This is a genomic window from Microbulbifer maximicatervae (SeqCode), from assembly GCF_052468295.1.
The window spans coordinates 3,464,154-3,490,003 of sequence record NZ_CP174340.1 but is presented as its reverse complement, the minus strand read 5'-3'; the positions used below and the strand labels follow the sequence as shown (position 1 = coordinate 3,490,003).

General features: G+C 46.3%; 21 protein-coding genes. 15 read left to right on the top strand and 6 right to left on the bottom strand.

The window, feature by feature from the left end:
• Nucleotides 1-9: 9 nt before the first annotated feature.
• Nucleotides 10-1,206, bottom strand: a complete 1,197-nt coding sequence (locus ACJJIQ_RS15575; RefSeq protein ID WP_445362378.1) for an MFS transporter — start codon at nucleotides 1,204-1,206, stop codon at nucleotides 10-12.
• 167 nt (nucleotides 1,207-1,373) lie between these two features.
• On the opposite strand from ACJJIQ_RS15575, the gene ACJJIQ_RS15570 reads away from it, so the two are divergent.
• Genes ACJJIQ_RS15570 through ACJJIQ_RS15555 form a run of 4 tightly spaced genes read left to right on the top strand, consistent with a single transcriptional unit; the run spans nucleotide 1,374 to nucleotide 7,420 of the window.
• On the top strand, nucleotides 1,374-3,290 hold the full coding sequence (locus ACJJIQ_RS15570; RefSeq protein WP_445362377.1) for an IucA/IucC family protein: 1,917 nt from the start codon (nucleotides 1,374-1,376) through the stop codon (nucleotides 3,288-3,290).
• A gap of 10 nt (nucleotides 3,291-3,300) precedes the next feature.
• Nucleotides 3,301-4,284 carry a GNAT family N-acetyltransferase gene (locus ACJJIQ_RS15565; protein WP_445362376.1) on the top strand — a complete coding sequence of 328 codons (984 nt, stop codon included), beginning with the start codon at nucleotides 3,301-3,303 and terminating at the stop codon, nucleotides 4,282-4,284.
• Nucleotides 4,281-6,101, top strand: a complete 1,821-nt coding sequence (locus ACJJIQ_RS15560; protein WP_445362375.1) for an IucA/IucC family protein — start codon at nucleotides 4,281-4,283, stop codon at nucleotides 6,099-6,101. The genes ACJJIQ_RS15565 and ACJJIQ_RS15560 overlap by 4 nt, the downstream gene beginning before the upstream one ends.
• Nucleotides 6,102-6,103: 2 nt before the next feature.
• Complete coding sequence (locus ACJJIQ_RS15555) at nucleotides 6,104-7,420, top strand: lysine N(6)-hydroxylase/L-ornithine N(5)-oxygenase family protein (protein ID WP_445362374.1); 1,317 nt, start codon at nucleotides 6,104-6,106, stop codon at nucleotides 7,418-7,420.
• Nucleotides 7,421-7,503: 83 nt separating this feature from the next.
• Here ACJJIQ_RS15555 and ACJJIQ_RS15550 read toward each other — a convergent pair whose 3' ends face one another.
• Nucleotides 7,504-8,442 (bottom strand): hypothetical protein, encoded by a 939-nt coding sequence (locus ACJJIQ_RS15550; protein ID WP_445362373.1) that lies wholly within the window; start codon nucleotides 8,440-8,442, stop codon nucleotides 7,504-7,506.
• A gap of 563 nt (nucleotides 8,443-9,005) precedes the next feature.
• Here ACJJIQ_RS15550 and ACJJIQ_RS15545 point away from each other — a divergent pair.
• The 5 genes from ACJJIQ_RS15545 to ACJJIQ_RS15525 all read left to right on the top strand — a co-directional run bounded on the left by ACJJIQ_RS15545 (nucleotide 9,006) and on the right by ACJJIQ_RS15525 (nucleotide 14,630).
• Nucleotides 9,006-9,728 (top strand): hypothetical protein, encoded by a 723-nt coding sequence (locus ACJJIQ_RS15545; protein WP_444896271.1) that lies wholly within the window; start codon nucleotides 9,006-9,008, stop codon nucleotides 9,726-9,728.
• 236 nt (nucleotides 9,729-9,964) lie between these two features.
• The gene (locus ACJJIQ_RS15540; RefSeq protein WP_445355807.1) at nucleotides 9,965-11,077 is read left to right on the top strand and encodes a phospholipase A; all 1,113 of its coding nucleotides are present in this window, start codon (nucleotides 9,965-9,967) and stop codon (nucleotides 11,075-11,077) included.
• An 80-nt stretch (nucleotides 11,078-11,157) separates the two neighbouring features.
• Entirely contained in the window at nucleotides 11,158-11,562 is a 405-nt protein-coding gene (locus ACJJIQ_RS15535) for an NUDIX hydrolase (RefSeq protein WP_445355808.1), read from the top strand.
• 247 nt (nucleotides 11,563-11,809) lie between these two features.
• Entirely contained in the window at nucleotides 11,810-13,858 is a 2,049-nt protein-coding gene (locus ACJJIQ_RS15530; protein WP_445362372.1) for an aminotransferase class I/II-fold pyridoxal phosphate-dependent enzyme, read from the top strand.
• A gap of 31 nt (nucleotides 13,859-13,889) precedes the next feature.
• Nucleotides 13,890-14,630 carry an SDR family NAD(P)-dependent oxidoreductase gene (locus tag ACJJIQ_RS15525; protein ID WP_445362371.1) on the top strand — a complete coding sequence of 247 codons (741 nt, stop codon included), beginning with the start codon at nucleotides 13,890-13,892 and terminating at the stop codon, nucleotides 14,628-14,630.
• Nucleotides 14,631-14,672: 42 nt separating this feature from the next.
• Here ACJJIQ_RS15525 and ACJJIQ_RS15520 read toward each other — a convergent pair whose 3' ends face one another.
• Nucleotides 14,673-16,331 (bottom strand): acyl-CoA dehydrogenase family protein, encoded by a 1,659-nt coding sequence (locus ACJJIQ_RS15520; protein WP_445362370.1) that lies wholly within the window; start codon nucleotides 16,329-16,331, stop codon nucleotides 14,673-14,675.
• Between the two features lie 685 nt (nucleotides 16,332-17,016).
• On the opposite strand from ACJJIQ_RS15520, the gene ACJJIQ_RS15515 reads away from it, so the two are divergent.
• From ACJJIQ_RS15515 to ACJJIQ_RS15490, 6 genes are all read left to right on the top strand, one after another.
• Complete coding sequence (locus tag ACJJIQ_RS15515) at nucleotides 17,017-17,700, top strand: helix-turn-helix transcriptional regulator (protein WP_444896277.1); 684 nt, start codon at nucleotides 17,017-17,019, stop codon at nucleotides 17,698-17,700.
• Between the two features lie 4 nt (nucleotides 17,701-17,704).
• Complete coding sequence (locus tag ACJJIQ_RS15510) at nucleotides 17,705-18,133, top strand: CsgE family curli-type amyloid fiber assembly protein (protein ID WP_444896278.1); 429 nt, start codon at nucleotides 17,705-17,707, stop codon at nucleotides 18,131-18,133.
• Nucleotides 18,133-18,534 (top strand): curli assembly protein CsgF, encoded by a 402-nt coding sequence (locus ACJJIQ_RS15505; RefSeq protein WP_444896279.1) that lies wholly within the window; start codon nucleotides 18,133-18,135, stop codon nucleotides 18,532-18,534. The genes ACJJIQ_RS15510 and ACJJIQ_RS15505 overlap by 1 nt, the downstream gene beginning before the upstream one ends.
• Before the next feature lie 42 nt (nucleotides 18,535-18,576).
• Entirely contained in the window at nucleotides 18,577-19,422 is an 846-nt protein-coding gene (locus ACJJIQ_RS15500) for a CsgG/HfaB family protein (RefSeq protein WP_444896280.1), read from the top strand.
• A gap of 311 nt (nucleotides 19,423-19,733) precedes the next feature.
• On the top strand, nucleotides 19,734-20,219 hold the full coding sequence (locus ACJJIQ_RS15495; protein ID WP_445362369.1) for a hypothetical protein: 486 nt from the start codon (nucleotides 19,734-19,736) through the stop codon (nucleotides 20,217-20,219).
• A 54-nt stretch (nucleotides 20,220-20,273) separates the two neighbouring features.
• Nucleotides 20,274-21,455 (top strand): hypothetical protein, encoded by a 1,182-nt coding sequence (locus ACJJIQ_RS15490; RefSeq protein WP_444896282.1) that lies wholly within the window; start codon nucleotides 20,274-20,276, stop codon nucleotides 21,453-21,455.
• An 88-nt stretch (nucleotides 21,456-21,543) separates the two neighbouring features.
• Here the strand turns inward: ACJJIQ_RS15490 and holA are convergent, their stop codons facing one another.
• The 3 genes from holA to leuS form a co-directional block, all read right to left on the bottom strand.
• Nucleotides 21,544-22,548, bottom strand: coding sequence for a DNA polymerase III subunit delta (gene holA / locus ACJJIQ_RS15485; RefSeq protein ID WP_445362368.1), 1,005 nt, complete (start codon nucleotides 22,546-22,548; stop codon nucleotides 21,544-21,546).
• Between the two features lie 13 nt (nucleotides 22,549-22,561).
• Nucleotides 22,562-23,086, bottom strand: a complete 525-nt coding sequence (locus ACJJIQ_RS15480) for an LPS-assembly lipoprotein LptE (RefSeq protein WP_444896284.1) — start codon at nucleotides 23,084-23,086, stop codon at nucleotides 22,562-22,564.
• A gap of 85 nt (nucleotides 23,087-23,171) precedes the next feature.
• Nucleotides 23,172-25,769, bottom strand: coding sequence for a leucine--tRNA ligase (gene leuS / locus ACJJIQ_RS15475; RefSeq protein ID WP_444925763.1), 2,598 nt, complete (start codon nucleotides 25,767-25,769; stop codon nucleotides 23,172-23,174).
• Nucleotides 25,770-25,850: the final 81 nt, after the last annotated feature.

Here is a 25,850-nt window from a genome sequence, read left to right as displayed (position 1 = left end):
TCCCAGGAGTTAGGTTGCGCTCACTTTAGGCGCTTTTTTCCAAGAAATGGCCAGGCTGATTAATGTGAGAACTGCAATTAGGCTAACACTAAGTAGCATCCCTGCCAGAGGTTGCGAAGGGCTTTTTTCGTAGAGCCATCCGCCCATTGCAAAGCCAACTGTGTAGCCTCCGGTATGCATCAGTGACAAAAGGCCAAACAAGCGGCCGTTGCGCTGTTGCCCTTGACTTAATAGGGCACTGTAGCCAGGGACTAAGAAGGCGATACCAATAACAAATAGAATCAAGCCTAGCACCGCAAGGGAGCTGCCTAGAGCGAGTGATAGTGATGTAGTGCCCAGGCATATACACAGAACCCCAATTACAAAGCTGATTAGTGGGCGCGCTATTTTTCTAACTAACAGCATCTGGACAAAGAATCCGCAAATGGCGACAGCAGCAAGAAGAATGGCGGTTGTCGATGATGCCTCCAATGCACTTAATCCGTATAAGTCTTGTAGTACTGGCCCCATAACAACTTGTAGCTGCCCGATGCTTACTGTGCCCAGCAGTGCTATCGCGAAAAGCCCAATAGTTGTAGTGGGAAAGTGAGTTTTTTCGACTTTCTTTTCAGCTATTGTGCAGCCCGGAACTCGAGGTAAAAAAAGCGTTAAGGTTAGGGCGGAAAAGGGCAGGAGGACCAGCCAAAGTAAGGGCCAAAGACTACCCACTAGAAGGGTCGGTAAGGCAAGTAAGGGGCCTAATCCTCGCCCTAAATTTGCAGCAGCGCTGATCCCTGAGAGAATTGACAGTTGTTGGTTTTTCTCTCCCAGCTCTAGGGCCCAAGCTTGGCAGCAAGGAAAAATTGCGGCGGCGTTTAATCCATAAAGGATTCTGCTGGCAACCAGGGCCACAAGCGCTGTATCTGTTTCCAAGTACCCTTGAGCCAGGGCGACGAGCAGGGCAACGAACAGGATCTGGGATAGTAGTGCCCCACTGAGCCCAGCTAGCAGAATTGGCTTCCGTCCAATTTTATCGCCTAGCTCTCCCCAGATTGGGCCCGCAATCATCAGGCAAAAAGTACTGACTGCAACTAGTGCGCCGAGAGTGGCTAAATCCAGCCCGCAATACTCGATGATTAATGGAATCTGGGTCAGCAATATGACCTGGGCCGCACCCTGGCTCGCAACAATCCAGTTTATTTTTTGGAAGTGAAGGGATTTCCGCATTCGGGCTCCAGAGGGATAAAACTAGGGACAATTGTCAAATTTGTCCTAAACAATGGTTCTCAGCCGAATAATTTCCCTATTAAAAAGCTTGATGTGTACCAAATTTCACGACATGATAATAAAAATACAAATCATTCGCATTACAATTCTGTAAAAGAACCTTACTCATGAATAATCCAGATCTCGACGGGACTTTGCCGGGCGTCTCCGCAGGAGCTTCTGATGCTCAAGGATTGAGCCTGACCACCTCTGAACAGTTGGTCAATATGACTGTAGAAGATCAAAAGGTCAAATGTGCCGGCGAAAGGTTGTCGGCTAATTGCTTTTTTAATGCGCTATTGCGTGAGACCGAATGTGGTCAATGGTACGAGCAGAGCGGTGTGTCACTCCCCCAAGGCATAAGGGTTCCCGCAGTTTGTGTGCCATTACCGAGCACTGGCGCTGAGCTTTGGCTCAATCTAATCTACCGAAGCGAGTGTGGCAGGCATCAATTTGAGCTGCCAATGGTTTGGCGGCAGACCTCCGGGAAAAGCCAAGAAGTATCAATGGCTGAGTGTGCCCGTTTGATCGCCGACGAGTCAGCTTTTTTCCCCGGCGCTGGAGAAGAATCACGACAGGTATTTGTGGAGCGTGTGCAATCTAGCGTTCGCAATATGACCCAAGCCCTACAGACGCGCAACAAAGATATGGAGCGTTTGTTTGGTGATGTGTTGTCTTTTGGTGAGTCAGAACAAGCTCTACTCTGTGGTCACTCTATTCACCCTACCCCAAAGAGTAGGGAACCCTTTACCGATCAAGATGCTGAGTGCTTTGCGCCGGAATTTGGCAACAGCTTTTCTCTGATGTGGTTAGGGGTAGATCCCAAGTTTTTATCTGGTGCTAGCGGAGCGCGAATCTCAGAAGATCAGCTAGCGGGTTTGGTGCGAGTAACTGATGGTGCTCCCCTGCCGCCGGAGGGCTTTGTAGCTGTACCCGCTCACCCTTGGCAGTGGCGTCAATTACAGAGTGACCAAAGAATTGCCAAATTACTTTCAACTGGCAGTGTTGTTGAGCTGGGTGTTGGCTCAGGCGCTTGGCGGGCGACGTCATCTTTGCGTGCAGTGTACAGCGCTGAGAGCCCCTATATGTTGAAGTTTTCTCTCAGCTTGCGCCTGACTAACTCGGTGCGCACCCTGCAGCCGAAGGAGATGGTGAGGGGACTGGAGGTCTTGAAAGTACGAGACACGCCAATTGGGCAAGACTTTGCACGCCGTTACCCAAATTTCCAGGTTTTAGCTGAACCCGCCTACTTGATGTTAGCGGATGAGTCAGGAAACCCGGTGATCGAGAGTTTGGTGATGTTCCGTGAGAACCCATTCATCGGTGAGGCAGCACAAAACACCTGTTTGTTGGCAACTTTAACTCAAGACCATCCAGACGCTGATTTCTGTCGCGCAGCTCAACTTATCTCTCAGTTGGCAATGGAACAAAACCTATCTTCTGCCATTGCTGCAAAACGATGGTTTAATGCTTTTCTCGATGCGGTGATAGAGCCACTGTTAATTGCTCAAGCTGATTTTGGAATTTTATTTGGGGCTCATCAACAAAACTTAATTTTGCGTTTTGATGGTTCCATGCCTATCGCTGGTTATTTCCGCGACTGTCAAGGTAGCGGTTATAGTCATCTCGGTGAAGAGCTATTGAAGCCCTATTTACCAAATCTTGCTCAAAATAGTGAAAATGTTATTAATGAGGAAATGGCTAATCGTCTATTCGCCTATTACCTTATTGTGAATAGTTGTTTTGGACTAATTTCCGCCATCGCTGCTGCCGGACTTGTAAGCGAAAGTGCTTTGTTAAGTGAACTTCGTGAACGCTTGCAGCTTCTTTATGACGGTCAGCGACGAGATCGTAGCTGTTTAGAATATTTACTCCAATCTGCTCAGATCTGGTCAAAGGGTAACTTTCAATGTGCAGTTATTGGTATGAACGAAACAACGAGTGAAGACCCCTTATCAATTTACCACTCAATGGATAACCCACTGAAGATAGCTGACAAGCTTTTTGCCGCAGAGCCTGGTAGCTCGGCCCTTGTAGAGCAATAAGGATCGAATGATGAATAACGCAGAGATTGTTTCTGAAAAACAAGGCATCAAAAAAGGTGCATTACCTGATGGACGGCTGTGGACACTTGATATTGAGGGTTACCAGTGTCAGTTGGAGTTAGATAATTTTTTTAAAGTGCGGCACAGAATAACTAGTGATTTTGCACAGGTACATATTTCTAGTCATGAGGCTGAATCAACCGGATTAAATAATTGGTTGGATTGGGTGTTTGGCACTCACGGAGATATTAAGCTTGTTGAAATAATTAGTTTAGGTGGAAAAAAGATAAATGAAATACTCAAATCTGATTTCTATCAGCGTAAGGACCTTTGGTATCGAGGCAATAATGGTGGGAATTTTCCCCTAAAATGGGTGGAAAATGAGCAAGGCGTAAAGCATCCACTTCGAGCAAAACCTGTGGAGGGGGAAGTATATCGTCGTCACTTTTATTCCCTGGAAATGGACCTTAGTCTTCGTCACTTGGATCCAGATAGCGATCTTGAGCTTTTTACAAGCTGGATGAACATGGGGCGTGTAGCGAAGTTTTGGGAAGAGGAAGGGGGAATGGATAAACAACGGAAATTTATCCAAGATGTTATTCAAGACCCTCATAAATACCCACTAATCGCCTGCTTCGATGATGTGCCCTTTGCTTATTTTGAGGTTTACTGGGCACTTGAGGATCGTATAGCCCCTTACTACAACTGCCAACCCTTTGATCGTGGAGCCCATATGCTGGTGGGCAACAGTCGTTTTTTGGGTAGACGCTATGCTCAAGCTTGGTTTAATGCAGTATCTCATTTTATGTTTCTAGATGACTGTCGAACTCAGACTTTGGTTGGAGAGCCAAGAGCTGATAACGGGCCACTATTAAAGTACATCGATGGAACTTTTGGTTGGAAAAAAATAAAAGAATTTGATTTTCCGCATAAACGAGCTGCGTTGGTTACCTGCGACAGAGATGAATTCTTTGAGAGTATGGGGGAGATATGAGCCAAAGTTATTATTGGGAGCAGGCTAATCGGAAAATACTTGCCAAGTCTTTATCTGAACTCTGCTATGAGCAAGCTTTGAGCGCCCGTCAAGAGCTAGATAAATCTTACGTTGTTAAGCTCAAGTCTGGGGTGAGTTATGAATTTACTGCGCGTTTGACTATCTGGGATTGGCTTCAAATTGATGAGGATACAATTCAAAGAAATCAAGGTGATGAAGAATTAGTTGCTGACGATGCAGCTCAGTTCTTTATTGATGCTGCTGAAGATCTGAAAATAACTGCCAGCACACTGGGTAATTTATTGCATGAATTGGCGAATACCATCGCTAGCGATGTGGCCATACTTGAAAAACGTGAAGATCAAGCAGCGGAAACTATGGCCAAGTTTACCGATGAGCAATTACAGTGCTATTTAGATGGGCATCCGAAAGCGATTGTCAATAAGGGGCGTATTGGCTGGGGCGCGCAAGAGTTCAAGGCCTATGGCACTGAATCGGGTGAATATGTGCGCTTCTTATGGTTGGCAGTTCGGCGTGATCTGACTGTCAATGGACATAGTGAGGATTGGAATTGGCAGCAGTTACTTGAGGAAAGCCTCTCCACTAATCAAATGCAGTCATTGGAAGCTATCTGCCGGGATAAAAAGATAAACTGGCAGGAGTTTATTCCGCTGCCAGTTCATCCATGGCAGTGGCAGCACCATATTCGTCAGCATTATGCGCAGCTACTAAGTCGCGGGGATATCATTTTATTGGGTGAGTTCGGTGATGAGTACTTGCCACAAGTCTCGTTGCGTACTTTCTCTAATAGGTCTCGCCCACAAGCCTTGCATGTTAAATTACCTTTAACAGTGTTAAATACTTCGTGCTACCGTGGAATTCCCGGAAAATACATGCAATGTGGGCCGTCTTTATCACAGTGGATGCAGGAGCTCTGTGATAGAGATGAAAATTTATCGGCTCGCGGTACGGGTATTCTTCAGGAAGTTGCTGGATTACATGTTCCTCATTTCCATCACGAACAGGTAAAAGGGACACCTTACCGATACCGAGAGATGCTAGGGGCGACTTGGCGCCAAAGTCCTGCAAGTCATTGTTCAGAGGGTGAGCGCCACCTTTTAATGGCTGCGCTATTGCAGAAAGATTCCAGTGGGAAATCCATTGCAGCCGCATTAATTGATAGCTCGGGACTTTCGATTGAAAAGTGGTTGGAATATCTTTTTGATTCAACAGTTGTGCCCTTGTACCACCTGCTTAGCCGCTACGGAATTGGTTTAGTTGCACATTCTCAAAACTTAACTTTGGTACTAAAGGAAGACCGAGTAACTCGTGTTCTGTTAAAGGATTTTCAGGGTGATTTACGTCTCGCGAAAGGAGATTTTCCTGAACGGAGTGATATTCCATCCTCGGCTTTGGCTGTGTTGGATCAGTTGCCTCCAAATTACATTATTCATGATCTTTTTACTGGACATTTTGTGACGGTCTTGCGTTATCTTTCATCCCAGTTGATGTTGGAGCTTAATTTTTCTGAGACTAAATTTTACAGTGTATTGGCTCAAGTTTTACGTTCTTATCAGAAAAAAGTTATGAAAGAAAACGCGAAAATGGCTGAGCGTTTTCAGTGTTTTGATGTTTTTCGAGCCCATATAGAGAGAGTTTGTATTAACCGGGTGCGGTTATCTCAAGGTTATGATGATAGTGCTGAAAGGCCGGTGCCTATAGTTGGAGGTGATCTGGAGAACCCCCTTTGGTTATCAGAACAGAAGCCAACTAAAGACGAATCAAAAAATCATACAATTTCCCCCGTCGAGGTATAATGATGAGTAATATATTAGATCTAGCTGGTATTGGCGCCGGTCCGTTTAACCTAGCTGTTGCCTCCCTGATGTGGGATAAGTCTCTAACCCACCGTTTTTTTGAAGCAAAAGCGGAATTTTCATGGCATCCGGGATTGATGTTGCCCGGAGCCATGATGCAAACCTCTTATTTAAAAGACCTGGTAACACCGGTCGATCCAACTAATCCATATAGTTTCCTGGCATATCTTGTCGAGAAAAAGCGTTTCTACGATTTTTTACATGCCGAGCAACGCACGGTTACCCGCAGAGAATTTGCTGATTATTTGGCGTGGGCTGCAAAGCGTTTAAGTTCAGTAGAAATGGGGAGCCGAGTGCAAAGTGTCTTAGATAAGGGAAGCTATTTTGAACTGGATGTCCACGGTTCTCAAGGTCAAGAAATAGTCAAAGCGAAAAATATCTGTGTTGCAGGTGGTAAGAAACCCAATATTCCAGAGTTTTGTCGTTCTCAACTATCTGAATCCTGTTTCCACGCCTTGGAAATTGTTTTGCGCAATCCTGATGTCCATGGTAAACGGGTTGCTGTAATAGGAGGTGGCCAGACTGGAGCTGAGGTGGTTATCAACCTACTTAATAAAGAGTGGGGAAAACCGGAACAAATCACCTGGGTTTCCCGTCGGAGTAATTATCTCCCCTTGGATGAAACCCCATTTACTAATGACTGGTTTACACCTGAATATGTAGATGTGTTCCGTCAGCTATCCCAGCACCGTAGGGAAGAAGTCGTGGCGGAGCAGAAGCTAGCCTCGGATGGGATTTCACCGGATACTTTAAAAGAGCTGTACCAGCTTTTTTATCGATTGGTACACCTTGATGGTGACACGAATCGTGTGGTGCTAATGCCCAATCGTGAAATGGTGGATATGTCTAGTTGTGGCAGCTATCGAATTCAACTGCAAAATCATCTAGTTGGTGGAGCAAATGGGCAAGAGTGGTTAGACGCGGATATTGTCATTCTGTGCACAGGGCTATGTGAAGCACTGCCTCCTTGTATTGCGCCCCTACAGGATCGTATAGCCAGAGATGGGGAGGGACGTATACTTCTGGATGACGCTTTTGCAACCCAATTAAATGGTGATGAAAGTGATCGTCGGCTCTATTTTTTGGGGACTGGACGCTTTAGCCATGGTATTGCAGAGCCACAGCTAAGCCTCTCTGCCTGGAGGGCTGCACAGGTTGTTAATGATTTGCACAGTGATCTGGTATACAACAACCAGCAGTCAAGCAACTATATGAATTGGATTACTCCCAAGAAGGTTCAAGAGGCTGCTGTAGCCTAATTCTTTAGCTAATCAGTGGTTGAGTACTTTAATTCAACCACTGATTGTTTAATTCCCCATATCCAAGTCGTAAAAAGCCTTGCTTACTTGGTGACACTTATAAAGATTCCCATATGGTCAGTTACCGCTGCTGACATGCTCGCATCGTTCACTGCAACTGGGGTACTCTGTGAGAGATAACCTACTTGATTAACACGAATTGTACTTGTGTTGTAAATCGCCACATCATACTTCTTACTCGCGGTGCTGTTTGTGCCCGAAAAACTGCGTTCATAAGAATCTGAAGGCCGTATGCTAGCGCTACTATGTGCGTCAGAAAAGGTCGACCCAGTGGCCCTGCTAAGAACATCTTCGGTGAAGCTATCAGTCCCTTGATTGGTATCGCCCATCACAAGATCAATGGTGCCATAACCTCCGTGTATCACCTGGTTGTTGATAAAGCGATAGAAGGAGATTGCATCACTTTGTTTTTTGGCAATACTATTGGGAACGTGTACAAAAACGACATTGATATTGCCTGATCTCACTGCAGTCCAACCCATGCCTGAACCGAGGATTGTGTGCTGGGTGGTATTGGCCGCATGAATACTAAAACTGTTACAGGCTTTTCCTGTTGTGTTTGAGCCGACTAGATTTCCTGCATGCTGTTGCATAGAACTCCATTCACTATTGCTACCATCCATTTCTCCGTACACCAATAAATCACAGGTTTGACCCAGCGAGCGATACAGATGTTGATGTGTCTGGCGGGCCTTCCCTTCTATCATGTTCAAAAACTGGGCATCGCTATGCTGATTTTTACCCATAAACCCTTGTGGCGCCTGTGCCACTAGTTGGGCCGGGCCATGGATTGGAATTTGTGGCCTTAATCCATCTGCAGTTGGCATAACCAGGTGCCAGCGGTCCTGGTTAGATGCCTGATGATTATGCGTCATACGGGTGAAATATTGGCTATTGGACGCACCAATTCCGCAATTGGTGCTAGCGTTCGAATTTATTGATTGGTAAGCGAAAGTTGGCATAGAGGATCATCATCCTTGATTCGGGTATTGAATGTCATTTCTTTTAAAACTAAATTCCATGAGTTTTACAGCGGGTAAGCCGCGATCTTATGTAGAACTCAATGTGAATAGCGCTGCTTTGAAATGATCTCACTAAAGACAGTGAGTTTAAATTTTGATGAACAAGAATAAAAGAGGAATATGTAAGCACTTTTACAGACATCGAATTACCCGATAGTTAAATATAGGCCACATTCTCAGGGTTAACTAGGGTATTTTTGTTGTTGTGATTTTACTTTGTAGGGTGTTGAAATTGTTTTGGGCATGCAGGTTAGCGAGGGATATACATTATTAGTGTTCTGGCCTAGAAAATTTCCCGTTGCCCCAATTAGATAGCTCATATTAAAAGTACAGGGGAAATTTTATCGTATCGAGCTATTTATAAGTTCTGAGGTCAAATATTGCGATTTTAAAATTTAAATTAAAGGAGGCGCGAAAAACGAGGTCAGACTCATTCCGTGTGCAATACTTTTTGGGTACTGGACCACCGGTCTAGTGCACGGTGAGCAAGGAGGGAACCTGCGATGCGATTGAATTCAACTTTGGCTCAGGGGCGCTATCACTATAGTTGTGATGGCAGGGAAATGCCTGTGCAAGATAGTTGGCAGTTAGGGAATGATGAGCAGGGGCGACGCTCGCTTGTCAGTCGGCGCTTAGTCGGGGACCAGGGGTTTGGGATCGAAGTATTTGCTCTTTTGGAAGGGGGGCTAGTGAGTGAGTGTGTTGTGCATTGGCGAGATGAAGTTGATGAGGTGAGCGCCCACTACAAGTTAATTCCAGAGGAGGGAAAAAGTCCTGCGATAGGTGATGACATTCAAGCCAGCTGGACAGGTCCCAATGGCCCTCAGCAACTCAATATAGAAGGGGACGAGCGGCTTTTGTTTCCACTGATGCGGGTTTTTATGGGGCCTGTCTTGTCGAGGTTGGTACAACATGAAAATGGCCTGGAAGTTGTGTCCCCTGATATCGTCGATCCATCTCAGCGAGGTAAGTTGCTCTCTCCTAGGGTGAGCCATCGCACGGCAAGATCAATGGCGGGGGATGTTTCGAGCCAGAAGGCTCAGGAACTGGGTTCCGATATTATTGCTTACATTTACCAGGGCGATGAAGCTGAAAGAGATGCCCATTGCTATGTTGATAGTCGGAGCCTGTTAGTGGGGTACGATTGGCCATCTAGTACTGGCCGCCTGTGGCAGGTTCGGCTGAGGGACTTGGAGTGGTCGTCGAGCTTAAAAGGACTACTTTAGTCCAGCTTGAGGAAACTTTATAACCACTATTGGTCACACAAATAGGCTTAAATGGAGATTCCTGTTTCTATTCCTGTCACTATTTAGTTTTCTGTTCTATCTAAGCTGAAATTAGAGCTTCGCTAGCCTGATTGGCTATCTTGTCACGATAATCGCAAAATTATGTAGTGGGACTTGTAATCCTCTCCAGTGTAAGCTTGCATCACGATTGCAATAAATGACTGGGGGAAAGCGTTTTGTCCTACTATCGAAGAAGGGTTTTTGCCGGGCTCACATTACTTTCTTCTGTTGGGTTAGTTGCACAGTTGCCAACAGCTTTAGCTGAAGAGGCGCCAGAATCAACTTTTTCTATGGATGCGGGAGAAAACCTGCAGACCCACCATAAGCGCTGCTTGAACGAGCAAATACTTGTTTCGGATGCCGATGTCACGATAAGGGAAATTCGACGTATCTGCGCTGAAAGAGTTAGAGCTGAACTGACCCTTGAAGAAGATCCGGTGATAGCAGACTTTATTGTCGACGAGTATGAGGAAGACCTTCCGACAGATGAAGTATTGTTAGGGGGCAGAGCTCAGGCTATCAGGGATGCCGCCAATAACCCCTTTACTTTAGCTTCCCATAAAACTAACTACGTGCTGCCAATGGTCTACAACCCAGCCCCTGAAGAGGGAGGGGTGGCAGATATTGAAGGACCAGATAAAGCTGAGGATTTGGATAACGTCGAAGTACAGTTCCAGCTCTCTGTGCAAGTGCCTATTTGGCGGGGTTTTTTGGGGCAGGCTTCTGTACTGAGTGTCGCCTATACAAATCGTAGCTTTTGGCAGGCATACAACTCTGATAACTCCTCTCCCTTTCGTGAAACAAATCACGAGCCGGAATTGATTCTGAGTTGGCTCAATGATTGGAGCCTATTTGGCTGGAATAATGTAGCTAATCAGGTGGCGATTAACCACCAGTCAAATGGGCGCAGTGAACCCTATTCCCGCAGCTGGAATAGAATTTACGCCAATTTTGTTTTTGAGCGGGATAATTATTCAATCAGCCTAAAGCCCTGGTACAGGGTCCCTGAAGATAAGGATGATGATGATAATCCGGATATTGAGCACTACCTGGGGCATTTTGAACTAGGTGGGCGATACCGCGATGGGGATCACACGGTTTCACTGATGTTACGTAACAATTTGCGCTCAGATAATCGTGGTGCAGTGGAGCTGACCTGGGGCTTCCCTCTCGGGAAACGCGTCGATGGATATATCCGCTATTTCAATGGTTACGGCGAGAGCCTCCTTGATTATGATGAATCAGTGCAAACTTTAGGATTTGGATTTGTATTAGCCCAGGGGTTTTAACCTTAACGACGAGGGCGTACTCGCAATGAATAGGCTCTCGTTTTTCCCTTCTTAACCTGACTTGTTATCAAGGTTTGTTCATGGCCTTTGATGATAGTTACCGATTGAGTGCCCATGCGGTAATCACGAATACTGGCGGAGAAGTACTGCAGCTGAAAGCGACTTATGCTGAGCGTAGCTGGGGCTTGCCTGGCGGAGCATTAGACCCGGGTGAAACTGCCCATGAGGCATTGGTGCGGGAGTGCCATGAGGAGCTTGGACGAGAAGTGCGAATAGAGTATCTCAGTGGCATCTACTACCACAACGCTTTCAATTCACATGTTTTTATTTTTCGAGCCCATTTTATTAAAGAGGGTGACTACATTCTCTCTGATGAACATTCCCAATGGGCTTACTTTCCGCTTCACCAATTATCCCTGGTACAACGTCACAGGGTCGAGGATTGCCTCACGTTTAATGGTATTGTGCGTAGCGCAAAGTTCTAACTTTATTATCTTCCTTGGCAATAGATCTGGTATGCCTGGGTACATTTGGCGAAAATCGCCAAATGCAATGTAGTCGCAGAATTCCCCTCCCTCCTACATTAGTATTTGCCCCCTGGTGTTTATTGCCCTGGAATTCCAGAGCCACCGCAACTCGCGGGGGCCTTATAAAAGTTAATAAAATCAAATAGTTGAATAATTGATACAGCAAGTTGTACTCACCTGCAAGCTATGCTGATGGATAAGAATTATGGGTTTGGAATTGAAGATGCCTGAGTTGGGCAACCTAAACGAAAACAGCCTTGAATTAGAGTGCCGGGTCGCTCTGGTCAGTTCTGATAGCAAATTGGCCAATGAGTGGATTACCGCTCTCAATAATACGGCAGCAGTACACGACAATCCTTTTGGCCTTCACTTTGAAGCCGTAACGCCCGCAGATGCTGAAAGGTTGGCAAAAGAAGAGGATTCACTGCAAGCGGTCATTGTCGATGGTGGCAGTGACGGGCAGGGGATGGATGCTGCAGATGACATCGCTGACCGAATTCACGCTTTGCGTTCCCAGCTTAATATCTTCCTCGTAGCCCACAGTGATTTTGCTGGAACAACCTCCAAGCCGGGCAAATCCGGTTCAAAATCCCTGGCAAATTTGCGTCGCCGCTTCGATGAGTTGTTCGATCGTCGTGAGGGCAATTTCAACCATATGTTCCGCTTGGTGCAGGCGTTTATTGCTCGAAGAGCTTCGACTCCTTTTGCCGACACTCTGAAAGAATACGTATTCTCAGCTCGGGATGCGTGGCATACACCTGGCCATTCTGGTGGTGACAGTTTGCGCAATAGTCCCTGGGTGGGGGATTTTTATCGCTTTATGGGTGAACATATCTTCAATACAGACTTGTCTGTTTCTGTTCAAGTTTTAGATAGTTTACTCGAGCCCCACTCGGTTATTCAGGAGGCGCAGGATCTAGCAGCTCAGGCTTTTGGAGCTCGCCATACCTTTTTCCTGACCAACGGCACCTCTACCGCAAATAAAGTGGTTATTCAGCAAATTCTTGGTGGTGGCGGAAAAATTATCGTTGACCAAGCGTGTCATAAATCAGTTCACCATGCGATTGTGATGAATCGCTGTGAGCCGGTTTACCTGAAGTCTGTACTGCATCCAGAATTTGGAATTTACGGGCCGGTAAAGCGTTCGGATATTGAAGCTGCCCTGGATGAGCACAGTGATGCGCGCCTATTGGTAATTACCTCCTGTACCTATGATGGATTGCGTTACGACCTTAAGCCAATTATCGACTACGCCCATGAGCGTGGAGTGAAAGTGCTAGTGGATGAAGCCTGGTTTGCCCATGGTTTCTTCCATCCCGAGTTGCGGCCTACAGCACTGGAGTGTGGGGCGGATTATGTGACCCAAAGCACCCACAAAATGCTGTCGGCCTTTTCCCAGGCCAGTATGATCCACGTGCAAGACCCGGACTTTGATGAATTCCGTTTTCGCGAAAACCTGAATATGCACGCCTCTACCAGTCCTCAGTACGCAATGATTGCGAGCCTAGATGTGGCGCGTAAACAAATGGCGATGGAGGGGTATGGTCGTTTGAAGCAATGTCTAAAGATGGTGGAAATTTTACGTAATGCCGTCAATGAGACAGGTGTGTTCCGCGCGCTAACACGTGATGACTTGATTGCTGATCCACTTGCCAGTGATAACATTCGCCTTGATTCCACTAAGGTGACTATTGATATTTCCAAGAGTGGTTACTCTGGCAATGAAATGCAGATTAAATTGTTTGATCAGTATGGCATCCAGGTGGAAAAGACCACCTACAATACCATTACTGTACTTGTAACCCTCGGTAGTACAGAGAGCAAATTACTTCGCTTGATTCATGCTCTTAAGCAATTGGCAGGAAATACTCACAAGCGTATTCATATCGGGTCGCCGAGGCGTTTGCCAGAATTTACCCGTTTTACATGTCTACCGGCAGATGCTTATTTTTCGGAAGCAGAAGAATTGCCGCTGATGGATAATGGCACAGAAGCTATTGAGAACCTGGTTGGTCGGACCAGTGCAGATGAAATTGTTCCCTATCCGCCAGGTATTCCGGTCCTTGTGCCGGGGCAGGAAATTTCAGCCCAAATAGTACAGTTTTTGCAGCAGCTACTTCAGGGGCAGAATACGACAGAAATTCACGGTCTTATTTTCCGCTCTGATGAGCCGATGCTAAGGGTCGTTAAGGAAGCCTCCAAGGGCAAAGCTGAGAAAGTGCAGTCTTCTGGAGAGAAAAAGAAAGGAAAATAGTAAAACTCCACAATCCGGCATGGAGGCCGGTATGCTCGAAAGTCCACAATCTGTGTTGATAGCCGGTGCTTCCGGTGGCATAGCGCAGGCCATTGGCGCCGAAATCATTCGGCGCTACCCTCAAGTTACATTATTGACCTTGAGTCGAATCACAGTTGATATGATTCCTGGCCATGTCGGTGAGCGACACCATTTATCCGTTTGTCTAGAGCAAGCCGAGTCCATCGATATTGTTGAAAATTTTTTGGCCGAACATTCTGAGCCTCCAGGTTGGGTAATCAACTGCTGTGGCATTTTACATGATGAGTTCCACGGACCGGAGAAGTCCCTATCGCAATGTGATGATCACTGGCTATTGCAGTCGATTCAGGTCAACGTACTTTCCCATTTACATTTAGCGCGCGCACTAGATGGATTCTTGAAGCGCAGACGCCCTTTGTTGTGGGCGTCGCTTTCGGCAAAGGTGGGAAGTATCACGGATAACCAACTCGGTGGCTGGTACAGCTACCGGTGTAGTAAGGCCGCATTAAATATGCTGGTTAAGAATCTGTCTATTGAGTGGGCGCGGAAACTGGAGGAAAGTTGTGTGGTAGCGATTCATCCAGGTACGACAGATACTTCACTGTCCAAGCCTTTTCAGTCTAATTTGCCCCCAGATAAACTCTACACCCCTGAACTAAGCGCGAATCGTATTGTAGATGTTTTGAGTCAACTGGCATCGTCAGACACCGGAAGATTACTGTCATGGGATGGAAGTCTTATACCCTGGTAGTGATCAGCTTGAAATAGGCGTGATAGTGATTGTTATCGTATCTTAAGTTATAAGAGGGTTTCCCCGCTCCAGAATAGTGGCGATATCAATCCCGGTGGGTAGGCTTCCAGTATTGTGTGTGCCGTTAATTCCTATTCTTGATTTGATAAAGGCGTCAGTTACACAAGGGGTACTCCCCTGTAGCAGAAGGTGCGCCTGCATGGTCAGGGCCATTTGATCAATAATATGACGTGCACGGTATTCAAATTGATTTAGGTCGGAAAGGTCGTTTCTTAACTTGTCGACTGCCTTATCAAATTGTGTGTTTATGCCTCGACTAATGTTTAATTCATCAAACCAGTGGCTAATTACTGCAGGAGTTTTAGTGATGGCACGTAACACGTCCATCGCTTGAATATTCCCTGATCCCTCCCAGATTGCATTTATCGGAGCATCTCGGTACAGCCGTGCCGTAATAAAGTTTTCAATAGCTCCATTGCCTCCCAGGCACTCCATAGCCTCATAGGCGTGATGGGGACTGCGTTTGCATATCCAGTATTTTCCCACCGCGGCCCCGAGCCTGAGTAGCATCTTCTCGTGTTCGCTGCCCTCTTGATCCATTGCTCTGGCTATGCGCATGGTAAAGGCAATTGAGCCTTCCACCTCCATTTGAAGGTCGGCAAGCACATTTTGCATCAGTGGTTGATCAATCAGCTTTTTGCCAAATGCTTTGCGCTCACTAGCGTTGTAAATTGCCTGGATAACAGCTTGCCGCTGCCCTGCAGATGAGCCCATCATGCAATCAAACCGCGTAATCGCTACCATCTTGATGATGGCGCTGACCCCACGCCCTTCTTCGCCGATTAGCCAGCCCAATGCGCCGCGTATCTCAACTTCTGAAGAAGCATTGGAAACATTGCCACACTTTGTCTTCAGGCGTTGAATCTCCAGCTGGTTCTTCGAACCATCCGGCCTCCATCTTGGAACCAAGAAGCAGGATAAGCCGCCGGGCGCCTGGGCAAGAATTAAAAAGGCATCGCACATAGGGGCGGACATAAACCATTTGTGCCCTAATAATTCATAGGTTCCATCGGCGAGGGGAATTGCAGCGGTGGTATTTGCCCTGACATCTGAGCCCCCTTGTTTTTCGGTCATGCCCATACCGATCGTCAATGAGTTTTTCTCAAAATATGGGCGATTACTTCCATCGTAAGTGCGGCTGGTTATTTTGGGTATCCATTCGATGGCGATTTCAGAGTTTAGCTCGATAGTGGGCACTGAGGCGAAGGTCATAGTGATAGGACACCCGTGACCGGCTTCAAGCTGAGTGTGCAAGTAATTTTTTGCAGCTCTGGCCACGTGGGCACCTGCGCGTGGGTCGGTCCAGGGAGAGCTGTGTAAACCTTCTGAAAGTGCCAGCTGCATTAACTGGTGATAAGAGGGATGATATCGAACCAAATCAATGCGGTGGCCGGAACGATCGTGACTTTCGAAGATAGGTTTAAATTCATTGGCGGCATAACCTCGCTCAATCATTTCTGGCCTGCCACACACCTCCCCATACCGCTCCAGGTCATCTTCAGCCCAATGGGCCCCATTAATATGTACGGCTTCCTTTAACGCCTGATCAGCAATATAGAGGTTATGACCAGTAAGTGGACGAGGCTGATTGCTAACTTGATATGTGGATTTGTAATCTGGCACATAGTTTTGACTGTTCATAACTTCACCTAAAGGACTTGAGATTTCAATTGGTGTAGCGACTTACTTTGTACAATTTTACCAATTAATTAAAGGTAATAATTCAAGAAATAGCTGAATATGAGCATAAAACAAGCTTTCCTTGATTACTATTTAAGCTGTTTGATTGTGGTCAGTTATTTTGTTGCTTTTATTTACAGGGCTGTATGTTTTGATTTGAGGGTAATGTTTACTCGATCAAATATGGTTTTAAGGTAATGAAATGAAATTTATATTTAATTGCTATCGAATACTATTTTTTCAGTTTATCTACTGTAGCTCTTGAATAGTTTGATGTTTGTCACCTCATTTTAGCTAAGGTTTTTTTTATCTCAAATTGATCAAAATAAATTTAATAATACTGTGGACCAGTATAAAAAAATTGATATTTATGAGTTCTTGTTTGCTGGGAGAATCTATACCAAAGCATGTGAATTTTTCTTTTCGGTTCACCTTTCTATGATACCTTAGTATTACTAAATGGTATGAAGGAACCAAGTTGGCACACTTAAGATTGAATTTTTGATATCTAGATCACTACCGGTTGAAGTCATTGGGTTGATCGAATAGATTTAGCTCACAGCATAAGATGAGCGCGGAAACTTAAAAAATAGTTAGCCTGGCAACAGGCTTAAACATAAAAGGACTGCACATTGGGGGAACCCAGATGAATTTGCATAAGGATTATGCACCGCTAAAGGTTGTTAGCCCTAAGTCAGAAAAGACAGGGATTACAGTTGCCTTTTTAACCGCATGCGTCAATCTACAATCCTCAATATTTGCCGGGCGAATTGAGGATGAGTTTAAGACTACTTGCGCTATTTTGCAGCGCTCGACACTTTCTTCGCTGAGTGGCATTAAGGCTGAATACCTCCTTCTTGATTGTGCCGATGTCTCTGCTTCAGAGCTTGAATTACTCTTAAGGGAAATACACTCCCTGCCCAGTCCACCAAATATCGTATTGATCAATGTAGGTCAGAAATCGGATATTGATTTTGTTCTTCATTGGGAAAAAGTCTTGGGATTAATACCCTCTGAGTGCGAAGCAAAAGTCATTATGGAGAGGTTAGGGAGGATATTCTCAGGGGAATACTGGTTCCCAAGAGATGTGCTTCATAACTTCCTTAGGCAGCATAGAAAGCCAAAAAAATGGTGCGATAAAGTATCAAATCTTACTCAGCGGGAACGGCAAATTTTGCAGTTGATTTGTGACTGTAATACTAACGCTAATATAGCTGAAGCCTTGTGTGTCAGTGAACATACTGTTAAGAGCCATCTATATAAGATCTATAGAAAAATAGGCTGTAAGAATCGCCTAGAAGCAAGTAGCTGGGCCAGTCAAAACTTGTAATATTATGAAATCACTATTAATAAGTGCAGCTGTGTTTACAGTTGCACTTTCATGTATCGTATACAAAAGTTATGCCCAAGAAACAGGTGAGCAAATCTCAGAGGAGTCTCTGCTTACTGGACTGGTTATTGATAATACGGTAAGTGGTATCGGCCATGAGTTTGCGAGATCTCTTTCTATTTATATCACGACTAATTTCACTGGGTTTGATTACAATCTGACAGTGCATGAAAGGCCGTCGGCTAGATGGGGTAGTGTTGTTTGGGTGACCTTCGATAGCAAGCAGGTTTTTAAGACGGTTATTTACCCTGGGCGAAGAAAGTTCGGTGCAGTTGTTGAGCAGGCAGCATCGCAAATAAATAATAATGTACGTCAGCAGCGGTTACAGGAGCTGTTATCTCAAAATATTGATTTGGCGGGGGATGAAATATAATGAAATATATTTGCGCGGTAGCTATTTGTATTTTTTCTTGTTCTGTGTTTGCAACGGAGTTGGTGTATACGCCAGTTAACCCATCATTCGGGGGTAATCCTTTAAATGGTAATTATTTGTTGAATAATGCTAGCGCGCAGAACAGTAAGAAAGATCCTGATGCTAAGAATTCCCCCTATTCTGATTCTTCTTCCCTGGATAGATTTACAGACACTCTAGAATCTCGCTTGCTTTCACAGTTGTTGACAGATGTCGGGAACGGTAATGACGGGACTTTGGTGACTGATGACTACATTGTAAATATTGTTGATATTGATGGTGAGCTAACAATAACGATAACCGATGCTGTTACAGGTGAAATATCTGAGATTGTGGTAGTGGGTCTCAATCCTACCAATTAATAAAATTTTATCGATAGGCTTAGGTTTTTGTGGGGTGGTGCAATGTTGTTAAGAATATTGTTGTTTACTGTTATTTTTGGGTTGAGTGCGTGTAGCTCTGTAAAAGAAGCTTTATTTGGTCCCGGTCAACAAAAGGCAACGCTGACAGACCGAATGAGCACTTATTCTGATTTGGTTAGCTTGCCTGCTCCCAGGGGAAAAATAGTCGCAGCTGTTTATGGTTTTAGTGATCAGACTGGGCAGTATCGGCCTGCGCCTTCCAGTTCATTTTCGACAGCGGTTACTCAGGGAGCTGCTGCCATGCTTGTTCAGGTTCTGAATGAATCTGGATGGTTTGTAACGCTTGAGCGAGAGGGTCTTCAGAACCTATTGACGGAAAGGAAAATAATTAGGGCCGCAATAAAAGAACAGGATAGCCCTGCAAGTCCTGTGTTCGATTTACCTTCACTAATGTCAGCAAACATTATGCTTGAAGGTGGGATTGTTGGTTATGATACCAATATTAAGACTGGAGGAGCAGGTGCCCGTTACTTTGGTATTGGTATTTCCGAGCAGTATCGTGTCGATGAAGTGACCGTTAATTTACGTGCAGTAGATGTGCGAAGTGGTCGGGTGTTGAGTAGTGTTTTGACTAGCAAGAAAATTTTGTCGAGGCAGGTTCAGGGAGACGTTTACACTTTTGTTGAGTATAAGCGATTGCTTGAAATAGAAGCAGGTATGACAACTAATGATCCTACTCAGTTATGTGTTCTTTCGGCCATAGAGTCAGCGGTAATTCACCTTATTTCACAGGGGGTCAATGCTAACCTGTGGGCGCTAGAAGATAATAGCCAATACCCTATGTCTGTACTTAGCGAATATGCAGCAACTCCAGTTAAAATATTATAAATTTTTAAAGAATATTAAATTTTTCAATACATGTTTCTATTTGTTTGGTTGGCCTGGAGTAGTTTTATTTGTTAATTGTCAAATTTTATTTGTGAGCTTTAATGTTTTTGTGTGTAATTAGATGGAATGGGTTTACGTTGGCATTTTGTGTGTTTTGGGCTTGTGGTCTAAGTTAATACCAAAGTCTTATATTCTTCTTATTCTTTTTTATTAAATATAATCTTTCTTCTGATTCAATATTTCTCTTTTTTATCTATAGTTGTTCTCGTTGTTTTTTTAGTTGTTAACCGTTCTTTATTGAGAGGTGGTTGGTGATTGCTACAGCGAAACGAGTAACGGTAATTACACTTCTGTTCCTGGTTTTACCGTTTTCGGTGTGTTGGGCTTCTGATTTGGATAACCACGATGAACTGTCTGCGGGGCAGGGGGCCCTGGATCTTCTTTTACTAAGAAAAGATTCAATTTCGGGCAACTTGGCTCAGGTTTCACAAACGGGTGATTATAACGTTGCAGAGATTACCCAGTCCGGTTTTTATAACCAGGCCGTCCTGATACAAGGAGGTGAATCCAATGCTGCATTAGTGCAGCAAACAGGCGATTCTAATTATGCTGCGATATCGCAGTCTGGGGCCTACAACCAAGCTACAGCGATACAGAGTGGTGTGGGTAACGTGGCATTGATCAGTCAGGTTGGCTACGGAAATTCCGTAAACATTATTCAAAACGGTGATGGATTGTTTGGTTATGTCGCTCAGTTCGGTGACGACCATGCGGTGCAACTAGTGCAGTACGATTAAAGCACTGCACTCTTTTACTTGTATTTATAATTTTATTCCGAGGGAGATTGATAGATGAAAAAAGTTACACTTGCTGCTGCTATTGCTTTGGTTGTTGGCTCTAGCCAGGCACTAGCTGATAACAACTTTGGTGATCAGGTGCAGCTTGGAAATGACAATGATGCCAATGTTATCCAGGTGACAGCAGCTACCAATAATGCGGCGTACCAGTGGCAGGAAGGCGAGTCAAACTACGCCAGAGCCATTCAATCTAATGCTGATGACAACTACATTGACCAAACACAAATTGGCAACCGTAATTCAGCTAGAACAACCCAAGAATATGGCCAAGTCGGTAGTGAGGCAACTACTTATCAAGATGGTGAGGGAAACAACGGTGTAATTCATCAGTGGGAAGGTTCGTATAACACGACTCATATTGCTCAAATCGGTAGTGAAAACCAGCTGCATGTAGATCAGTTCTTTGGGTCTAATTTCAATTACTCTGACATGTATCAAGTGGGTAGCGATAACGCCGGACTCCTACAGCAAGAAGGTGATGGTAACTACTTTGTCAGCACCCAAGAAGGCGATAGTAACGGTGTTTGGAACAGCGCAGTTCTTTCTTCTACCGATGGGTTTTATGGCGGTCAGCTAGGTGACTTCAACGTGGGGTCAGTCTATCAATATGGTTCTGCCAACAATGCTAATTTGATGCAAAGAGGCGACTTCAACCTATTAGACGTTGGACAGGCCGGAGCTAATAATACGGCTAATGTCTTACAAGAAGGCCTGGGAAATGCGGGAATGGGCTATCAATCTGGAGATAATAACGTTGTTAATATCAGCCAGAACGAAACCTTCAATTATGGTGTTATGAATCAAGTGGGTAATGATAATAGCGCTAATCTTGTTCAAACTGGTGATGCTAATGTGGCCGACTTCGGTCAGTATGGCGATTTGAATCTTGTTAACATTGACCAGGCTGGTATTAGTAATGAGACATATGGTTATAGTGCCGGTGTATCAAATATTGTAGATGTAGATCAGTTTGGAGAGCTGAACTTGGCTGAAGTGCATCAAGATTTTGGTGCTGATAACCTGGTAACCGTAGCTCAATCAGGCGCCGAGCACTTCGCTCACGTTGGTCAGTCTGGCTATGAAAACATTGCCACTGTTAACCAGACCAGTACCTTAAATATGGCTAGCATTGAGCAAGTTGGCGCCAACAATATGGCTACCATCACTCAGAACTGATCTTGAAAAGTTTCAGGTATGAGAAAAAACCGCCCTTTTGGGGCGGTTTTTCATGAGGTCAATGTGGTTTTAGGTAAACAAAAAGTGACTAGATTATCCGTTGACCAGAAAAGTTGAGGATCAGCTCTAATAGCCCTGTCCATGGAGATTGATGCCCACTACCACCTTTGATAGAGACATCTATAGCCCGAGCGCGAATTAATAAGCTTTCCAGCTGCTTCCTATTAAGTCTGTGTAGGGCTCCTTGGACCAATGGCTGTCGCTTTTGCAGCCGAACCAATCTCGCTAAAGGTTGGCCTTGATCCAGTTTTTCCATGATGTCGAGAAGAGTGCGAATTTCTCTTGCTATTGCCCAAAGTACAATGGGTGGTTCAATACCTTCGACCCTCAATCCGTCGAGTGTTTTGACTGCTTTGGCTGAGTTGCCAGAGAGTGCTGTGTCAATTAGGTCAAAAACACTGTAACGGGCGGAGCTGGTAACACTATGTTCCATCATTTCCCGGGTGATTTCTTGCCCGGGGCAGGAAAGCTTAAGTTTTTCTATCTCCTGGCTTGCGGCAAGCAGGTTGCCCTCTACTCTTTCTGCCAGGATTTGTATTGCTTCTGGTTCGGCTGAGAGGCCTGCAGATGCAAGGCGCTGGTTGATCCAACGGGGCATTTCCTGAATCGTCACAGGCCATACCTGAACCAGCACTCCCGATTGTTCTAGGACTTTGACCCACTTGCTGTTGAGTTGCGATCTATCAAGTTTCGGTAATACCAGTAAAAGCAAAAGATCTTCACTTGCTAGTGAGGCAAACTCTTGCAGGGCTTTACTGCCCTTATCCCCAGGTTTACCTCCAGGCAAACGCAGCTCGACGAGTTTTTTTTCTGCAAAAAGAGACATATTTCCGGCTGAAGCAACCAGCGTGCTCCAGTCAAAATTATGTTCTGCGTGAATAAGTTCTCTCTCGGTGAAACCGTGCTTTTTCGCTGTTGAGCGGACTAAATCGCAGCACTCTTGTACTATTAAGGGCTCATCACCAGTGATAACAAAAATTGGCGATAGGCCCTTTTTTAGATTTTGCGATAATTGATGGGGGTTAACGCGCATTAATAAAACTAACCTAGTAGCTCTTTTCTTCTAATGAAGCATTCACATCGATACGCCGTAAGCGGTCGATAATGCGCCCAATAAGCTCCCGCTGCATCTCCGCGCGTAAGGTATTTTCCTCTTCACTTTTACTGACAATTTCATCGACATCCCACTCCAAGGTGCGGTAAACGTCTGCCTGTGCTTTATTTAGGAGGACTTGGCCTGAAGCTGTGCGTACGCTATAGATTGCACTGGTAATTAATTCGTATTCAGATGCTCGCCCTTCAGAGTCTACAGCTACGGTTAGTTTTCTCTCGGTTTCCTGGTGAATGATGAGTGTATAGTCAGCTTCTGCAGGTGATTCCGCCATAGGCACACCCGCATTATTGAGCAGTCGCGTTAATTGATCTGCGATATCACTGCGAGGGTCTACTGTGGATATATAGAGTGTACTACCGGGAGGAAAATTCTTAGGGGCGCCTCTTAGATGCCAGCCGCAACCGGCAATAGTGATAGCGAGAAGAAAAATAAAGGCTCGAATTGCGATTGTTTTCATAAACTACTTGCCTTGATCTTGTCGGCTACAGCGAGCTGACTTAAGTGAGCCGGGAGTGAAACTCCCGGCATCATATTGCGGGTCTCTACTTGGCGACAATATTAACCAGTTTGCCAGGAACGACGATTACTTTGCGCACCGTAGCTTCACCGATAAATTTCTGAACGTTCTCATCGGCGAGGGCGAGTTTTTCCAGGCTCTCTTTGTCTGCATCAGCAGGCGCATCCAGTTTTGCCCGTACCTTGCCATTGACCTGGACGACCAAAGTAATCGAGGTGCGCACCAGTGCTTTTTCATCTGCCATTGGCCAAGGAGAATCGATTAGGGCACTGGTATTCCCCAGCACCTGCCACAGTTGGTGACAGATATGAGGAGTAACCGGAGCCAACAGCAAGACGGCGGTCTGTAGGGCTTCTCTCTCTACAGCCAGTCCTTGATCACTGTTGCGATCTGCCAGCTTGCCCACTTCATTGAGCAATTCCATTACTGCTGCGATAGCGGTATTAAAGGTCTGGCGGCGGCCATAGTCATCCCCCACTTTTTGGATGGTCTCGTGGGTTTTGCGGCGTAGCTGCTGTTGCTTGTCATTGAGGGACTGCTGGTCGATCTGTGCTTCACTGGAGCCCGCTGCAATATGGGCGTGAACGGTCTTCCAGAGTTTGCGCAGGAAGCGGCTGGCACCTTCCACACCGGCATCGTGCCACTCCAGAGTCTGCTCCGGAGGGGCGGCAAACATGGTGAACAGGCGAACGGTATCGGCACCGTACTCCTCAACCGCAGCGTGAGGGTCTATGCCATTGTTCTTGGACTTGGACATCTTTACCACGCCGCCGGCAATAATCTCTTCGCCGGTGGCTCGCTCAATCGCTTTGGTCGGCTTGCCCTTGTCATCGCGCTCGACGTCCACATCGGCGGGGTTGATCCAGGTCTTGTGGCCGTGTTCCTCCTTGTAGAAGGATTCGGCTAACACCATGCCCTGACACAGCAGCTGCTTGAAGGGTTCATCGCTATTGACCAGGCCCTCATCCCGCATCAGCTTGTGGAAGAAGCGCGCGTAGAGAAGGTGCAAGATGGCATGTTCAATACCGCCGACATACTGGTCCACTGGCAGCCAGTAGTTGGCGCGGTCCGGGTCCAGCATGCCCTCTTCAAAATCGGGACAGGTATAACGGGCGTAGTACCAGCTGGACTCCATAAAGGTGTCGAAGGTATCGGTTTCACGTTCTACGGGAGTGCCGTTGAGTTCGTCTTTACGCCATTCGGGATCGGCTTTAATAGGTGATTGAACGCCGTCGAGCTCGACATCTTCCGGCAACAGGATCGGCAGCTTGTCTGCGGGTACTGGTATTTCTCCGCCGTCGGCCAGGTTGAACATGGGGATGGGCGCACCCCAGTAGCGTTGGCGGGATACACCCCAGTCGCGCAGGCGGTAGTTGGTCTTAACCCGACCCTTACCTGCAGCAATCAGCGCTTCGGAGATCGCAGTAAAGGCGCCATCAAAATCCAGGCCGTCAAAACTGCCGGAATTCACCAGTTTGCCTTTCTCTGTATAGGCCTCTTTCTCCAAATCGATAGACTCGCCGTCGGCAGCCTCGATAACCTGGATAACGGGCAGCTGGTATTTTTGTGCAAATTCCCAATCGCGCTGGTCGTGTGCCGGTACTGCCATCACTGCGCCTGAGCCGTAATCCATCAGAACATAGTTGGCCACCCATACGGAGACTTCTTCACCGCTGATGGGGTGAATTGCCTTGAGCCCGGTATCCATGCCTTTCTTGTCCATCGTGGCCATATCGGCTTCGGACAGGGACTGCTTTTTGCACTCGGCGATAAAGGCTTTGAGTTCGGGGTTGGACTCGGCAAGCTCCAGAGCGATGGGGTGCTCGGCGGCGAGGGAAACATAGGTAACGCCCATCAGTGTATCCGGACGGGTGGTATACACATCGAAGTGGTCCATGCCCGCAATAGGCTTGGGCAGGGCAAAGCTCAGCTCTACTCCCCGGCTCTTGCCGATCCAGTTGCGCTGCATGGTGCGCACCTGCTCGGGCCACTCGGGCAGTTTGTCCAGGTCTTCGAGCAGCTCTTCGGCATAATCGGTGATCTTGATAAACCACTGGGCCAGCTCGCGGCGCTCAACGGTGGTGCCACAGCGCCAGCAGGCGCCATCTTCGACCTGCTCATTGGCCAGTACGGTCTGGTCGTGGGGGCACCAGTTCACTGCAGAGTTCTTCTTGTAGACCAGGCCTTTTTCGTAGAGGCGGGTGAAGAACCACTGCTCCCAGCGGTAGTAGGTGGGCTGGCAGGTGGCCAGTTCGCGGGACCAGTCAAAGCCAAAACCCAGGGCCTTGAGCTGGCCTTTCATGTACTCGATATTGGCATAGGTCCATTTGGCTGGAGCGGTCTTGTTCTGGATGGCCGCATTCTCTGCAGGCAGACCGAAAGCATCCCAGCCCATCGGGTGCAACACGTTCTTGCCCTGCATGCGCTGATAGCGAGTAATTACATCGGTAATGGTGTAATTGCGCACATGCCCCATGTGTAGCTTGCCGCTGGGGTAGGGGAACATGGATAGGCAGTAGAACTTTTCCCTGCCGGCGTCTTCCTTTACTTCAAAGCTCTTCTCGGCCTCCCAGAATTCCTGGGCGGAAGCTTCGACTGCGGAGGGGTTGTACTGCTCTTCCATCGATTCGGGACCTATACTCTGTGATCAAAATTTGCGGGAAACTGTTCAGTGTTTATTGGGGGATGTGAACGCTTGTCAATC